The sequence below is a fragment of the Microcoleus sp. S13_C3 genome (assembly GCF_036700905.1).
Classification (GTDB): Bacteria; Cyanobacteriota; Cyanobacteriia; order Cyanobacteriales; family Microcoleaceae; genus Microcoleus.
Genome location: NZ_JAUBPT010000031.1, coordinates 26,422 through 41,285 on the forward strand (window position 1 = coordinate 26,422; position 14,864 = coordinate 41,285).

12 protein-coding genes are annotated in these 14,864 nt (G+C 46.6%); 10 read left to right on the top strand and 2 right to left on the bottom strand.

The features are described 5' to 3' along the window. Positions 1–168: 168 nt before the first annotated feature. From QUA16_RS36905 to QUA16_RS11435, 8 genes are all read left to right on the top strand, one after another. On the top strand, positions 169–558 hold the full coding sequence (locus QUA16_RS36905) for a chemotaxis protein CheW (RefSeq protein ID WP_445252171.1): 390 nt from the start codon (positions 169–171) through the stop codon (positions 556–558). 2 nt (positions 559–560) lie between these two features. After that, positions 561–2,804: a hybrid sensor histidine kinase/response regulator gene (locus QUA16_RS11405; protein ID WP_333102917.1), complete on the top strand. Its 2,244-nt coding sequence runs from the start codon at positions 561–563 to the stop codon at positions 2,802–2,804. Between the two features lie 322 nt (positions 2,805–3,126). Next, positions 3,127–4,173 (top strand): chemotaxis response regulator protein-glutamate methylesterase, encoded by a 1,047-nt coding sequence (locus tag QUA16_RS11410; protein WP_333102916.1) that lies wholly within the window; start codon positions 3,127–3,129, stop codon positions 4,171–4,173. Positions 4,174–4,195: 22 nt separating this feature from the next. Continuing rightward, positions 4,196–4,345, top strand: coding sequence for a hypothetical protein (locus QUA16_RS11415; RefSeq protein WP_333102915.1), 150 nt, complete (start codon positions 4,196–4,198; stop codon positions 4,343–4,345). Between the two features lie 267 nt (positions 4,346–4,612). Further along, positions 4,613–5,290: a deoxyribose-phosphate aldolase gene (gene deoC, locus QUA16_RS11420; RefSeq protein ID WP_333102913.1), complete on the top strand. Its 678-nt coding sequence runs from the start codon at positions 4,613–4,615 to the stop codon at positions 5,288–5,290. 701 nt (positions 5,291–5,991) lie between these two features. Further along, positions 5,992–6,867 (top strand): DNA repair protein RecO, encoded by an 876-nt coding sequence (gene recO, locus QUA16_RS11425; RefSeq protein ID WP_333102912.1) that lies wholly within the window; start codon positions 5,992–5,994, stop codon positions 6,865–6,867. A gap of 228 nt (positions 6,868–7,095) precedes the next feature. Then, on the top strand, positions 7,096–8,667 hold the full coding sequence (locus QUA16_RS11430) for an MFS transporter (protein WP_333102911.1): 1,572 nt from the start codon (positions 7,096–7,098) through the stop codon (positions 8,665–8,667). Between the two features lie 26 nt (positions 8,668–8,693). Then, positions 8,694–9,920: a glycosyltransferase family 4 protein gene (locus QUA16_RS11435; RefSeq protein ID WP_333102910.1), complete on the top strand. Its 1,227-nt coding sequence runs from the start codon at positions 8,694–8,696 to the stop codon at positions 9,918–9,920. 235 nt (positions 9,921–10,155) lie between these two features. On the opposite strand, the gene QUA16_RS11440 is transcribed toward QUA16_RS11435, so the two are convergent. Together QUA16_RS11440 and QUA16_RS11445 are read right to left on the bottom strand one after the other, a co-directional pair. Beyond that, complete coding sequence (locus tag QUA16_RS11440) at positions 10,156–11,835, bottom strand: phosphatidylglycerol lysyltransferase domain-containing protein (RefSeq protein WP_333102909.1); 1,680 nt, start codon at positions 11,833–11,835, stop codon at positions 10,156–10,158. Between the two features lie 11 nt (positions 11,836–11,846). Continuing rightward, the gene (locus QUA16_RS11445; RefSeq protein WP_333102908.1) at positions 11,847–12,767 is read right to left on the bottom strand and encodes an alpha/beta hydrolase-fold protein; all 921 of its coding nucleotides are present in this window, start codon (positions 12,765–12,767) and stop codon (positions 11,847–11,849) included. A 249-nt stretch (positions 12,768–13,016) separates the two neighbouring features. Here QUA16_RS11445 and QUA16_RS11450 point away from each other — a divergent pair, with 249 nt between their 5' ends. After that, positions 13,017–14,228, top strand: a complete 1,212-nt coding sequence (locus QUA16_RS11450; RefSeq protein WP_333102907.1) for a transposase — start codon at positions 13,017–13,019, stop codon at positions 14,226–14,228. Positions 14,229–14,373: 145 nt separating this feature from the next. Beyond that, complete coding sequence (locus QUA16_RS11455) at positions 14,374–14,802, top strand: NUDIX hydrolase (protein WP_333102906.1); 429 nt, start codon at positions 14,374–14,376, stop codon at positions 14,800–14,802. The last annotated feature ends 62 nt before the right edge of the window (positions 14,803–14,864 follow it).

Here is a 14,864-nt window from a genome sequence, read left to right on the forward strand (position 1 = left end):
GCTCCACCTGAGTATCTTAAAGAATGGACAGACATATTGTCAGAAGCTTCCACACAGCAGACTGGAATGGGAGAAGGGACGCTAGTTCGCGCCACAGATACCCTTTCTATAATCATTTTTCGTCTTGGTAATGAACGGTTAGCATTGCCAGTCAACATCTTGCAAGAAGTGACTCATCCTTATGCCATTCATACCGTCCCTCATCGCAGTAACTCTGTATTTTTGGGGTTGGTCAACATTCGCGGTGAAACACTTCTCTGTATTTCGCTCAGAGACTTACTCGGTCTAGAGCCTCTCGCCGAATCACCAGATTTCTCCAATACGATTAATCCGCAACGAATGATTGTGGCTGGAAAGAATGAAAACAAGTGGGTATTTCCAGTGGATGAGGTTCATGGAACTTACCGCTTTCATCTCAATGAGTTCAAAGATACTCCTGTTGTCATTTCCAAAGCATCGGAAGCTTACACCAAAGGGGTAGTTACTTGGCAAGGCAAGAAGATCAACTTTTTGGACTCTGAACTATTCTTTTACACCCTAAGTCACAAGGTTTTTTGACCATGAGCGATGATTCTATGCTGGAGCTATTTCGTCAGGAAGTTGAGACGCAGGTTGCGATCCTGACTCAGGGACTACTGATCTTGGAAGCTAACCCGCAATCTGATGAGGCTCTGGAAGCGCTGATGCGGGGAGCTCACTCGATTAAAGGTGCTGCTCGAATTGTTTCTCTAGATGCGGTCACTACTCTGGCGCATTGGATGGAAGATTGCTTTGTGGCAGCGCAGAGCCAGATCATCACGTTAGGTTCCGACCAAATTGATGTGTTACTGCAAAGCGTTGATTTGCTTCAAGGGCTTAGTCAGGTAATGGAAGTCGATTTAGTTGAATGGTTGGCCCAAACAACTGGAGAGTTTGAGAGGTGTTATGAGGCGATCGTGGCTCTGCTACCTCCAAATTTTAGGGCTGCTCGCTCAATGTCCCTGGTTCCAGTCGATCAAAACTCAGCGCTCAGCCCAAGCGAGGGTCAGGAAATTGCCACGGCCCAGACGCTCGCAACCCCAACTGATAGGGTGGTGCGAGTCACGGCAGAAAATTTGAACCGGATTATGGGGTTGGCGGGTGAATCGCTGGTTGAGGCAAATTGGCTGCAACCTTTTGCCGATTCCTTTACTGCCCTCAAATCTCGTCAATTAGAGCTTGCCAGACTTCTAGAAACGGTTCATACTACATTAGCGAACACTCCAATTAATTCAGAAAGCCAGCAAGTTCTGCATACTGCTCGACGTAAAGCACAAGAATGTCGGGAAATGCTCACCGATCGCTTGGGTGAACTGGAACTATATGCTCGTCGCACAACCAACTTGAGCGATCGGCTTTACCGGGAAGTGATTGCCTCCCACATGCGTCCATTTATTGATGGAGTACAAAGCTTTCCTCGCATGGTTCGTGACCTAGCACGAGGATTGAATAAGCAGGTCAAGCTAGAGATTGTCGGTCAGTCAACCCCGGTCGATCGTGACATCCTCAAGAAACTGGAAGCGCCCCTGACTCACATGATTCGCAATGCGATCGATCACGGAATCGAACCGCCATACGAGCGAGAGGCAGCAGGCAAACCGATGGAGGGAACAGTTCGCCTAGAATCATTTCATCGTGGCGGTATGCTGGTAATTACCATTTCCGATGACGGAAGAGGAATTGATATCGATCGGATGCGCCAAAAGATTATCGATCGGAATTTAGGTTCAGCCAAAACTACTGCTCAACTTAGCGATGCTGAAATCATCGAGTTTCTGTTTCTACCTGGATTTTCTACAGCCGAACAAGTGACTGAAATTTCAGGACGTGGTGTGGGATTAGATATTGTCAAAAGTATGGTGCAAGAGGTTGGTGGAACCATTCGCGCCACATCTCAATTCCGAAAGGGTACTAATTTTCACTTTCAACTTCCCCTGACGCTCTCAGTTGTCAGGACGCTAATTGTCGAGATTTCTGGTGAACCTTATGCCTTTCCCTTAGCACGAGTGGAGCAGATTGTCAAACTCGACAAATCGGACATTTATGTTGTGGAAGGTCGCCAATATTTCACTAAAGATGGTCAAAATATCGGGTTGATTGCAGCGAGCCATGTTCTGGATTTACCGGAGGCTTTATCCTCCGATGATGCGATCTGTGTAGTTGCGATCAGCGATCAATCCAACGCTTATGGCTTGGTTATAGACAAGTTTTTAGGTGAACGGGATTTAGTGGTGCGTCCACTCGATCCGCGTTTGGGTAAAGTTCGGGATATTAGTGCCTCTGCTCTAATGGATAATGGCTTGCCAGTTTTAATTATGGATGTTTCTGATTTGGTGCAATCCATTGACAACATCCTCAACAGGGGTCAAATGAGACCTGTTGATGTTAACAAAGCAAAAAAAGCAAAAGGCAACGCTCGCCAACGCATTTTAGTTGTGGATGATTCCATTACTGTCCGCGAAATGACCCGAAAGCTGCTGCAAAATCGAGGCTACGATGTGGATGTTGCTGTAAACGGAATGGATGCTTGGATAGCCATTCGGAGCAATCCTTACGACCTTGTATTGAGCGACATCGATATGCCTCGTATGAATGGCATTGAACTTGTCAAGCAAATCAAAGACCATCCCAAATTTAAGTTGCTTCCGGTGATTATCGTGTCATACCGCGATGCCGAAGACGATCGTATTCAGGGTATGGAAGCTGGGGCAGACTATTACATCACCAAAAGCAGCTTCCATGACGACACATTAGTTAATGCGATCGTCGATCTGATTGGACAATAGCCAGGGAATCTGAGTTAGCTATAGCAATCCTAAATGATATCATGTCCGGTCGATTACCATTCATCAGGTAGGGGCGGGTTCACTAACAATATCTGCCAATAATTGACAATCTCAAAAACCCGCCCGGCCGGGATATTATGGTCAATAGATCGGACATGATATGAGTCGTAAATTTTTTACCCCACCCCAACCCTCCCCGAACCCGCAGTTCGGGAGTAAGAAATTCACAAATGATTTAGGATTGCTATAAGGATGAAGGGTAGGCTAAAATTTATGATTTTCCTACGGAAAGATTTACAGTGGATACATCCACGGTCAAATAATGCCTGTAGTTATAATGAGAATTGCGATTGTCAATGATATGGCTATGGCAGTGGAAGCCCTCAAGCGAGTGCTGCTAACCGTTCCAGGTTATGAAGTGGCATGGATTGCACGGGATGGTGCAGATGCGGTTGCCCACTGCGCCAAAGACACCCCCGACTTAATTTTGATGGATCTATTCATGCCAATCATGGACGGTGTGGAAGCCACCAGCCAGATCATGAAACAGTCTCCCTGTATGATTCTGATTGTGACTGCAAGCGTCGGAAAGAATGCCGGGAAGGTTTTTGAGGCAATGGGGCATGGTGCCCGTGATGCAGTGAACACTCCCGTCTTAGGAATCCCAGGAAATCCAGAGTTTGCCCAACCGTTACTGACAAAAATTGCGACTCTTAGTAAGCTAATTGGCAAATCATCTCAATCCTCAACTCCAAAATCCCAAACTTCAAAATTTACTTCATTCTCCACACCTTCGAGCCTACTCCCTCCGCTAGTGGCGATCGGTTCCTCAACAGGTGGCCCCAAAGCTCTAGCCACCATTCTCTCCCGCCTACCAGCAAACTTTGGTGCGGCTATTGCGATTATTCAACATGTCGATCTGCAGTTTTCGGCGGGGCTGGTGGATTGGCTCAATCAACAAACACCCTTGACAGTGAAAGTAGCTAAAATAGGCGATCGGCTGGAGAAAGGTATTGTTTTAGTTGCAGGTACTAACGATCACCTCAGTCTTCGTTCTGATTTCACTCTGCACTACACAAAAGAACCGATTGACTATCCCTACCGCCCATCAGTAAATGTGTTCTTTAAGAGTCTTGCCCAATACTGTAACCACAAGGAAACCGCTGTGTTACTGACTGGGATGGGACAAGACGGTGCTGACGGAATGAGCCTTTTGCGATCGCGCGGATGGCACACGATTGCTCAGGATGAGAAAAGTTGTGTTGTATATGGAATGCCCAAAGCGGCAGTTCAGCTAAATGCAGCGGTTGAAGTTCTGCCTCCTGAAGCGATCGCCGATCGGTTAATTCAGCGAGTTTTGTTCAAATAACTCGGTATTCTCAATGTAAACAATGATTAAGCCAAGAGAAAGAAGTAGGGAGCATCTCAATGAAAGCAGCCCTCCGCTAAAAATTGGAGTTAGGAGCCAGGAGTCAGGAGCCAGGAGAAAAGAGGAAGAAGGAAGAAGGAAGGAGCCAGAAGAAGTGTTTTTACAAATATGAGATGCTCCCAAGAAGTAGATGAGTGATACAAATTTGGTAGACTAGACAATCCACTGTAAAGTCACCAGTTTTTTTTACCAAAAACGACCATAGGTTTTTTCTCAAGAGTTTTATTAGATCATCGCTTAAATAAAATATCAAAGAACACTCGCTTACTGAAGCCCTCCTAGTCGCTTAAATTCCAGCCGGAAAGAAACGTAAGTTTTCCGCATCCCGTTTATTTTGTATAATAATAAATAAAGTAGTTACTTTGGAGAAAAAACAGCAATGGCTGCAAACCAGGCAGACATCGATATTGCCCCCTTGATCGACTACGGCCTGATCGACCCCACCGCCACGCCAGAGCAAGTAGAACACTGTTGCCAACAAGCAGAGAGATTTGGCTTTGTCACAGTTTGCGTGTATCCCGCCTACGTCCGACAAGCAGTTGAGCTGCTGCACGGCAAACGTCCCAAAGTCTGTACAGTTATAGGTTTTCCCACCGGTGCTTCGACTTCAACGGTGAAAGTTTACGAAGCTCTAGAAGCAGCAGATAATGGAGCCGTAGAGTTAGATGTCTCCGTTAACTTAGGATTGTTGAAAGCTGGAAGAATCGACGAATTCCACCGGGAATTAGCCCAAATTTGCGAAGAAACTAATCTCACCATTAAAGCAATTATCGAAAGTTCGCTTCTTTCCGATGCCGAAAAACAATTAGCGGCTGAGATTTGTATGGAAGCTGGTGCCGCCTACATCAAAACCAACACTGGCTTTTTTGGCCCGGCGAAAGTTGACGATGTGCGACTGCTGAAGGAAGTTACGAAGGGACGGATTGGGATTAAAGCTGCCGGCGGAATTCGTACTCATGAACAAGCTCTAGATTTGGTAATAGCTGGGGCAACTCGTTTGGGGACTTCTCGTGGCCCTGAATTACTCCGCCAGCGCGATAATTTAGATAATCGTTGACAGTTGACAGTTGGCTGTTGACAGTTGGCTGTTGACTGTTGACTGTTGACTGTTGACTGTTGACTGTTAACTGTTGGCTGTTAACTGTTGATATCAAATCCACTCTTCATCGGAATAGTAAATTCCTGTTCACTGTTCACTGTTCACTGTTCACGGCGTCAACAGTCAACCGTCAACATCATGTATGAGTGTTACCGGAAATGATATGATGGGTATTCATGGGCAATTAATCAATTGTTTATCATCAATTGTTTCAAGGAGTTAATAGGGACAAGTTCCCCAGCTACAAGTTTATCAATTAGCAAAAGTAATCTCAAAAGAAATATGGTTTATTGTTAAAAGATGGGACTACTTTACGAGGGATACGATGGATCAATAAATCGTGAGATCGGCTGATAAGGTTGGTGCTAATATTAGCGAAGGACATGGAATCCCTAGTTATCAAGAGAATCAGCGTTCCGTAAAAATGACCATAGGTTCATTAAACTAAATAAGACACTGGTTAAGAATTGCCTACGAGCGTAATCTTTTAAGTCAAAAAAATAGCGATGGAGTGCATCCGTTATTGAAGGAAGTTTTATCAAAACTTAATGCCTATCTTAAGTCACTAAAACAAAAAGCTAAAGGTTAACAGCCAACAGCCAACAGTTAACGGTTAACAGCCAACAGTTAACAGTCAACAGTCAACAGTCAACTAACAAATGATTAGAACTTACAAAGCAACTGGAATCAATCTTAAGAGTGCGCCCATCGGCGAATCCGATCGAGTGCTGACAATTTTGACACGGGAATTCGGCTTAATTCGAGCCGTAGCACCGGGTGTTCGCAAACAACGATCGACCATTGGCGGTAGAAGCGAATTATTTGTCGTTAACGAATTGCTAATTGCCAAAGGCCGATCGCTCGACAAAATTACCCAAGCCGACACGGTACAATCCCATCCGGGTTTGAGCCGCAACCTAGGGAAACTCGCAGCCGCGCAATATCTGGCCGAATTGGCGATCGCCAGCGCCCTTTCCGATGAGCCCCAAGAAGAACTCTTTTGGTTGCTGGGCGAACATTTGAGCCGTTTGGAGCGTTTGTCCGATCGCACAGAAATCCAATCTGCCGCCGTGCTGATTGCTCACCTCACCCACGGCATTTTTCACTTGCTAGCCTTAGCCGGCCTCGCGCCGCAAGTCCAAGTCTGCTGCGCCACCAGAGGGCCGCTCATCCCCAATTTCACCGATCCGAACTGGCAAACCGGGTTTAGTATACCCTCTGGGGGAACCTTCAGCTTGTCCGAGCTAGCTAACCTAGAAGCAGAACTCTCTTCAGAAATCGGTAGCTTATACAAATCCGCTTCCCGTTCCCGGCAAACGAATGGCAGCAAACACTTGACAAATTTTGAGATAAATGCTAAGGAATTAGCAGCGTTGCAACAGTTGGCTAGTCCAGAACTAGGAGAGGGGATTGCCGATCGAACAACTTGGGTATCAGTAGAAAATATTTTGCGACAATATGCCCAGTATCATTTAGGTTGCACGATTCGATCGGGAAGCTCGATAGACACCTACCTAGAGAGTTTTGAGTTTTAAATTTAGAGTGTGGATTTAAATAGGTGAAGGGGCGATCGAACATCGCACCCCCAGCCTGCCGGATACCCGAACCTGCGGGTCTTTTCAGGTAAATTCTCAAGGTTGTTGCGACATCAGATAATAGATAAAGATAAAGTTACGAGATTAATAAACTTAGGGGTTAACACCTCAATTTCAAATTCCCATCCCCCCAACCTGCACCATCCCAGGCCATCCACCCCAAATCCTATGATGCGACTGTCTGATTCTGATTTGAGAATATCTGTATTAGCTGTGACCCACCACAAAATGGAAGAACGAGAAAATTTTCCCGATTTTCGCTCCGAGCCGGTCTTGGCCGATCGACAATGGAGCAACGTCCCAGACCCAGAAATGGGTAAATATCCCACAACTCCCGAAACAGAGTCAAGCAACGGCAAAAGCCCACAACCCGAAGCAATCTCACCGGTTCCCACACCAGAGCCAGCAGCAGAACTCTCCGAGGCAGTAGCCGAAATTCCCGAAAAACAAACGGGATTTCTGCCAGTGCTCAAAAACCCCAATTTTCTAGCATTGTGGAGTGGGCAAGTTTTTTCGCAACTAGCAGATAAAGTTTATCTCGTACTGACGATCGCCCTCGTGGCCAGCCGCTTTCAAGCGCCAGATCAAACTATCAGTAGGTGGGTATCGGCAATCATGATCGCCTTTACCATTCCCGCAGTGCTGTTCGGGGCGGCTGCAGGCGTGTATGTCGATCGGTGGTCGAAAAAAGCAGTGCTCGTCGCCACAAACCTGCTGCGGGGAGGCTTTGTTTTAACATTGCCCGTGCTGCTGTGGCTTTCTGACGGGTGGGAACTCGGTCAACTGCCGCTGGGATTCTGCTTGCTGCTGCTAGTGACATTCCTAGTCTCGACTCTAACTCAATTTTTCGCCCCAGCAGAACAGTCAGTGATTCCCCTAATTGTGGAACGCCGCCACCTGCTATCGGCAAACTCCCTCTACACCACAACCATGATGGGTTCGGTGATTATTGGCTTCGCAGTGGGAGAACCCTTACTAGCTTTAGCCGACACCCTATTTTCCAACCTCGGCGGCGGACTCGGCATCGGCAAAGAATTAGTAGTAGGGGGAAGTTACGCCTTCGCCGGAGTGCTCTTGCTGTCGATGAAAACAGGCGAAAAAAACGAAGTCGAACACGAACCGCCGCACCCCCTAGCAGATTTGCGAGATGGCCTGCGTTACATCAACGATCAACCCAAAGTTCGCAATGCTTTAATTCAACTAATTATTCTATTTTCCATTTTTGCAGCCTTGGCAGTTCTAGCAGTTCGGCTGGCAGAAATCCTCCCCGGTATGAAAGCATCACAATTTGGCTTTTTGCTGGCGGCGGTGGGCGTTGGCATGGCTGCTGGGGCGACGACAGTCGGCTATCTCGGCCATAAATTTTCTCACTCCCAACTGAGTTTAATCGGATCTGTTGGCATGGCACTTGCTTTGATGGGCCTTTCTGCATTTACAGACCATTTGTGGCTGTCGGTGCTGTTCATTACCCTGTTGGGTTTATTTGCCTCATTGGTGGGAGTGCCGATGCAGACTACAATTCAAGCAGAAACCCCAGAAGAAATGCGGGGAAAAGTCTTCGGGCTGCAAAACAATGCCACTAATATCGCTTTGAGTTTACCGTTGGCTTTGGCCGGGGTAGCGGAAACATTTCTGGGTTTGCCGACAGTATTTTTGGCTTTAGCAGGATTAGCGATGGGTGGGGGTGTCTTAACCTGGTATATTTTCCGTAGCAGTAATAGCAAAGTCGATCGAATCTAAAAAATAACAAACTCTGATTTACTGGAATGCACATCGCTTGGCTAGGAAAAAAATCACCTTTTTGCGGTAACGTCACTTACTCCAGGGAAGTCACCAACGCACTATTAGACCGGGGATACCAGGTCAGTTTCCTGCACTTTGCCCAAGAGGCGGACTCACTGGACAGGAACAGTACGGGGTGGAACATGGCAAATGGTTCATGGGGAAAGGGAATTACTCAAACCTCATATACCACTTCGCTTTCGTCCGCCAGTTGCAACGAAGTCTCTTTACCCTGTCACTACAAATCCCAAATTTATACGATTCCGACTCTCAAGTCCCGCACAGTGCTGATGAAATCTCTGCGGCGGCTGAAACCCGATGTGGTTCACGCTTCCCTGACGCTTTCGCCTCTAGACTTTCTGCTGCCGGAAATTTGTCAAGAATTGAATTTGCCTCTGGTGGCGACTTTTCACCCGCCGTTCGATCGCAAATTGCGGAATTTGACATCGGGAACCCAACACCTGATGTATCAACTGTACGCTCCGTTTTTGGCCAACTACGACTCGACGATCGTTTTTTCTCAGATTCAGCGGGATATATTGGTGAAGTTGGGAGTGCCACAGGAACGAGTGGCTGTGATTCCCAACGGTGTGGATGCTGTTAAATATTCTCCAGGGCCTTCGGGCTTGAAGTCGGAATTAAAGGCCGATCGAGTTTTTGTTTACCAAGGCCGCATTGCCCAGGAGAAAAATGTCGAGTCGATGCTCAAGGCCTGGAAACACTGTAATTTTGGCCCTGGGAACGTATTGGCGATCGTAGGCGACGGGCCCCTTGCCGCCTCGCTGCAACTGTTTTACGGCGAAGATGATGGCATTGTGTGGCTCGGATTTGTTGCCGAGGAGGAACGCCGGATCGAAATCCTCCGGGGTGCTGACGTATTTATTTTGCCTTCTTTGGTGGAGGGACTGTCGCTGTCGCTGCTGGAAGCGATGGCCTGCGGTTTAGCTTGTTTGGCAACCGATGCCGGTGCTGACGGCGAGGCATTGGAGGAAGGCGCGGGGATAGTTTTGAACACTCAGCGGGTACGAAGTCAGTTGCAAACCTTGCTGCCACTGTTTTGCGATCATCCTGAGTTGGGAATGCTGCTTGGTCAAAAAGCACGCCAACGGGCGATGGAGCGATACACTCTCAGTCAGAATATTACTGAGTTGGAAAAGCTGTACTCTGAGGTTTTGCAAAAGCAGCGGGTGCCACTTCGCGGTTTAGCATAATTCAGCAGGAAGAAGGAACTCCGAACCCGTTGAAATTAATCCGTGTATCCGTGTCAAAATTCGTCTCGTGCCTTCCTTCTTCCTTTGCAAATGACTTTTACTCGTTTACTCGTTACCAGGCTCCAGCCAGGTAACGCAGATCCGGAGGCTCTGCCTCCATTTTCCAGTCGAGGCAGAGCCTCGCTTATATGGGTTCCCAGGCATATCCTGGGAACCAGTCAACATTGCTCGTTGCCTACCCTCCCGGGCGCAAATAATCCAAAAGTCGATCGCCCGAATCGGCCCGAATCAAAGCCACCACAACATCCGGCAAACTTCCCAAACTCGGATAAACAAAATAACGCGGTTCCCACCGGGGTCCAAACTTCTCTTTAAAACTGTGCAGTCCCTTAAAATTATAAAACTTGCTCAAGTGATCCGAAAGATAAATCAAAACCCTTTCCAACCGCCCACATTTCTCAGCTTCTCCCACTCCCGCCAAAGCCGACAAACCCAAATCAAATTCTTCATATCCCAATTCTTGACAATGCTGCAACATCGAAGCAAACAAACACTCCATCGTGCCATTTTCCACCTCAGTGCGACGCCGCATTAAATCCACTCCAACTACCCCATCTCCCGCCGATATCATATTAGCAAAAGCACTAATTCTACCGTCGGGAGTGTGGATAGCTACGGCGCGAGTTTCCCGCAAATATACCTCGTCAAACCAACCCACAGAAAACTTTTTTTCCGCACCCTGAACCATTTGCAGCCACTCGTCGCTCACGAGTTTCATTTGTCGCATCAATTCGGGACTTAAAGGAGGTTCGTAAAATTCGATTTGATGGCCTGCTTTTGTAAGTCTGTTGATAGCAGTTCTCAAGTTTTGATTGCTCTTGCCTTTGAGAGTAAAACTTTTGAGATTGACAATAGCTTCTTCGCCAATTTGCACCACTCGAAAACCGAGAGTAGAATACATTTCTAGATCCTGGGGCAAAGTTTGATAAAATGCTGGATACCAATCATTGCGATCGCAAAATTCTTGAAATCCTAGAATTGCTTCTTTGCGGTCTTCAGCAGGTCCGATGGGGTCTCCCAAAGCAATCGCACCTCTACCTTTGGGCACATAGGCGATCGTAGTTTTTCCCGAAGGACTAAAATAATAAGATTTATCCTGAAGCAATGCCAGTCTCGCTAGCGTTGTCCGCCCGTATTTTGCTACAACTTCTTGAGCTTTATTTCGTTCCGAAATACTTGCCGAATCTCGCAGCAGCACCGGCCGCAGCAGCATCAAAAGTGCGTAACCAAGCGTTACCGTACCCACAGCATAAATCGAATCGGCAAAAAAGTTAGCAAACCGGTTTTGCGGAACCAACCCCGCATTGTCCGCCGTAAAAAACATGGCAAAAGTCTGGAATATAGCATCGTCCCAATCGAAATTAACCGCTTGTCCGTTAACTTGAAAACTCCGATCCAGAATGTAAAAACCCGCCGTTCCGTAAGCCAGCGTAAACAGCAAAGCCCCCAGCAAAACCCGGATTCCTTGAGCGATTGAAGGGCGATCTGATTTAGCCGTAAACGTCTTTCGCATCACCAACAACTGAAACAGCAGCACCCCAGAAAGCAAGCTTTCTTCAACATCCAATCCCTTGACTAAATGAATTGCAATAGAAACGATTAACAATCCCACAGTCAGCAACCAAGCAATCCGCTTGCGCCGCAACAAATTAGTTGCCAGAGTTAGCAGCATAAATCCGATAACTGCTGCAAAAAAATGCCCTCCCGCACGCACGGGAAAAGGAAAAAATGGTTCTAGCCAACTTCGGCGATCGGGTAAAGTGGGAGTTACAGCAGACAGCAGGTTAATAACTCCTACCAATCCGGTTAAAAATGATGCAGTCCAGAGTCCAATCCTAGTTTTTTGGGGTAACACTGTTGACCTTTCTAATTTTTCTGTGTTGCCAGTGATATTTTAAACTGTTTTCCAACATAGCTCAAAGAATCGGCTAGATGCTTGTGCCAATAATTCCAACCGACATCCGGGCCAACAATCCCGTGCCCTCCCGGAAATTTGTTAAACTCGTTGGCTATACCCAAACCGTTTAATTGTTCGTGAAACTTTTGAGTGGAAATCAGAAAATTTTCGTCTCCTTCCCCCGCATCCAAATAAGCGCGCAACTGCTGCTTATCTTTAACAGAAAGTTTTTCCACTAAATATTTAGGACTGTTAGCCTTGCCGCTTTGATCTGTAAAATAACCGCTGTGGCTGAACAGAATATTAAAATTATTCAAGTAGCGCAAACCGATATTAAAAGCTCCCCAACCCCCCGAAGATTGTCCTCCCATTGCCCAGAATTTGGGGTCTTCCAGCGTTCTGTAGCGCGATTTTACGATCGACACTAACTCGGAGCCGATCGCGCTTCCCACCTTACCGTTGGGCCCGTCAAAATACTGCGGGTCCCACAAAGGACTCGTTCCCCGCTTGTCGTTCCCGTCAGGAGTAATTACAATTGATGGCGGCAATCTTTTGCTTTTATATAAATCGTGAAGCACAGAAGTAACAGCAGCTTTGTCCTGATAAGCGCGGGCGTCTCCGTGGCCGCCGTGCAGCAAAAAAATCACTGGATAGCGCTGTTGGGGATTTTTTGCGTACCCAGGGGGCAAAATTAAGCCGTAGGTGCGCTCTGAATTCATAGCTGCACTTTTGTATGTTTTGAGTTGAAAATTTAAGTCAGCATCAGCCACTACTTTCGGAGGGTCTAACTGAGGTGCTCCGGCAATAAAAACGTACCAGTATCCAGTCGCACCGAGGAGGAGGATTGTACCCGCACCCATACCTAAAACTTTTCCCAGCCACTTAGGCATACTTTCAATCTCTCTTTTTTGTCTGCGATCGCAATCCGTACATTATAACAATCAAGCATGAAAACCCCGTGACTTTAGTCCTGGGATGAAAGGCAGAAGGAGGGTTTAGCCTCCCAGTTCCTTTGTGAGAACCCAGTTTTTACGACTAACTTTATAGTATACGAAACTTACGTGTAAAGCTTTGTGAACAACTCAAGCGATATTAAACCGATGTTGTTAGCATAAGGATATCGTGATGAGGTCGAAGTCATGCTAGTTTTTGAATTCAAAGCATACGGAAAAAAGCAGCAATTTGCCGCTGTAGACGAAGCAATTAGAACAGTACAATTCATCCGTAACAAAGCATTGCGCTTTTGGATGGAAAACCCAAAAGTCAACAAGTATGACTTGAATAAGTACAGTGCTGTTTTAGCTAAAGAATGGACGTTTTGCGATGAACTCAACAGCATGGCTCGACAATCAAGCGCAGAAAGAGCGTGGTCGGCAATCGCCCGATTCTACGACAACTGTAAAAAGAAAATTTCCGGGAAAAAGGGTTTTCCGCAGTTTCAGAAAGACAATCGGTCGGTCGAATATAAAACGACCGGGTGGCGGATGGCAACTGACCGAAAATCTATCACTTTTACCGATAAAAAAGGCATCGGAAAACTCAAGCTGAAAGGAACGCGAGACTTACATTTCTATCAGCTTAGCCAAATTAAGCGAGTGCGCTTAGTCAAACGAGCCGATGGATACTACATCCAGTTTTGCGTTCAAGTTGACCGTTCCGAGAAGATTGAAGTTACAGGTAATGCTATTGGATTAGATGTGGGGCTCAAAGAGTTCTACACAGACTCTAATGGTGTTACAGTCGAAAATCCGCGTTTTCTGGGCAAAGGAGAGCGCAGACTAAAGAAAGCCCAAAGGCGGCTTTCAAAGCGAGTCAAAGGCTCAAAAAATAGAAAAAAAGCTAGAGGGATTCTAGGAAAACGCCACCTCAAAATAAGTAGACAGCGTAAAGATTTTGCTGTGAAATTGGCAAGATGTGTTATCCAGTCCAACGACTGTGTAGTCTATGAAGATTTGAGAATCAAAAACATGGTGAAGAATCACTGCTTAGCTAAATCGATTAACGACGCATCTTGGTATATGTTTCGAGTGTGGATGGAATATTTCGGTAAAGTATTCGGAAGGATTACGATTGCCGTGCCAGCCCACGGGACGAGTCAAGAATGCTCTAGCTGCGGAACCATTGTTAAGAAAAGTCTATCAACGCGAACTCACGCTTGTCGGTGTGGATGTGTATTAGATCGCGATCACAACGCAGCTAAAGTAATCCTAAGTCGGGGATTGAGTACGGCGGGGCACGTCGGAACTTGGATCAGAGATCCGAACGCTTGTGGAGAGTTGACCGCTACCGATGTTGAAGTAATTCTGCATCGGCAAGTTGATTCTGCGAATCAAGAATCCCCTCGGCTTTAGCCAGGGGAGTGTCAAATGCAAGTATATTGTAGAACTGTAGGTGAGGTCGATCGCACATTGTGCAGCATTCTCAGTAACGGGCAAGATGCCCGTTCCACAGTTAAACTGCAACGATACATTATTCAATTCTTTAATCTAAAAAGGTATGACTTACAAAAATCCCGCTCCTACAGTTGATATTATCATCGAATTAGCCGATCGCCCGCACCGGCCGATCGTACTCATCGAACGCCGCAATATTCCCTACGGCTGGGCACTTCCCGGCGGCTTTGTCGATTACGGCGAATCGGTAGAAACGGCGGCAAAACGCGAAGCTTTAGAAGAAACGAGCTTGAATGTAGAATTAATTGAGCAATTTTACGTTTATTCTGATCCCAATCGCGACGCCCGCGAACACACTATCAGTATTGTATTCTTGGCTTCTGCAACGGGTGAACCTCAAGCCGCCGACGATGCTAAAAATTTACAATTTTTTGAATCTTGGCAGATTCCCGATCAATTGTGTTTCGATCACGATCGCATTTTACGAGATTATTGGCGTTACCGTCATTATGGATTGCGGCCGCGTTTGTAGGAGGGGAGTTTTTGTTTCTTTGTTCATTTCACATCTTGCAATAATGTCAGCAACAGGCAAGA

Coding starts and splice junctions, on each gene's coding strand:
- QUA16_RS11415 (WP_333102915.1), top strand. CDS start 4,196: ATGATTAAGCCAAGAGAAAGAAGTAGGGAGCATCTCAATGAAAGCAGC.
- QUA16_RS11445 (WP_333102908.1), bottom strand. CDS start 12,767: ATGCCTAAGTGGCTGGGAAAAGTTTTAGGTATGGGTGCGGGTACAATC.
- QUA16_RS11450 (WP_333102907.1), top strand. CDS start 13,017: ATGCTAGTTTTTGAATTCAAAGCATACGGAAAAAAGCAGCAATTTGCC.
- deoC (WP_333102913.1), top strand. CDS start 4,613: ATGGCTGCAAACCAGGCAGACATCGATATTGCCCCCTTGATCGACTAC.
- QUA16_RS11410 (WP_333102916.1), top strand. CDS start 3,127: ATGCCTGTAGTTATAATGAGAATTGCGATTGTCAATGATATGGCTATG.
- recO (WP_333102912.1), top strand. CDS start 5,992: ATGATTAGAACTTACAAAGCAACTGGAATCAATCTTAAGAGTGCGCCC.
- QUA16_RS11435 (WP_333102910.1), top strand. CDS start 8,694: ATGCACATCGCTTGGCTAGGAAAAAAATCACCTTTTTGCGGTAACGTC.
- QUA16_RS11405 (WP_333102917.1), top strand. CDS start 561: ATGAGCGATGATTCTATGCTGGAGCTATTTCGTCAGGAAGTTGAGACG.
- QUA16_RS11430 (WP_333102911.1), top strand. CDS start 7,096: ATGATGCGACTGTCTGATTCTGATTTGAGAATATCTGTATTAGCTGTG.
- QUA16_RS11455 (WP_333102906.1), top strand. CDS start 14,374: ATGACTTACAAAAATCCCGCTCCTACAGTTGATATTATCATCGAATTA.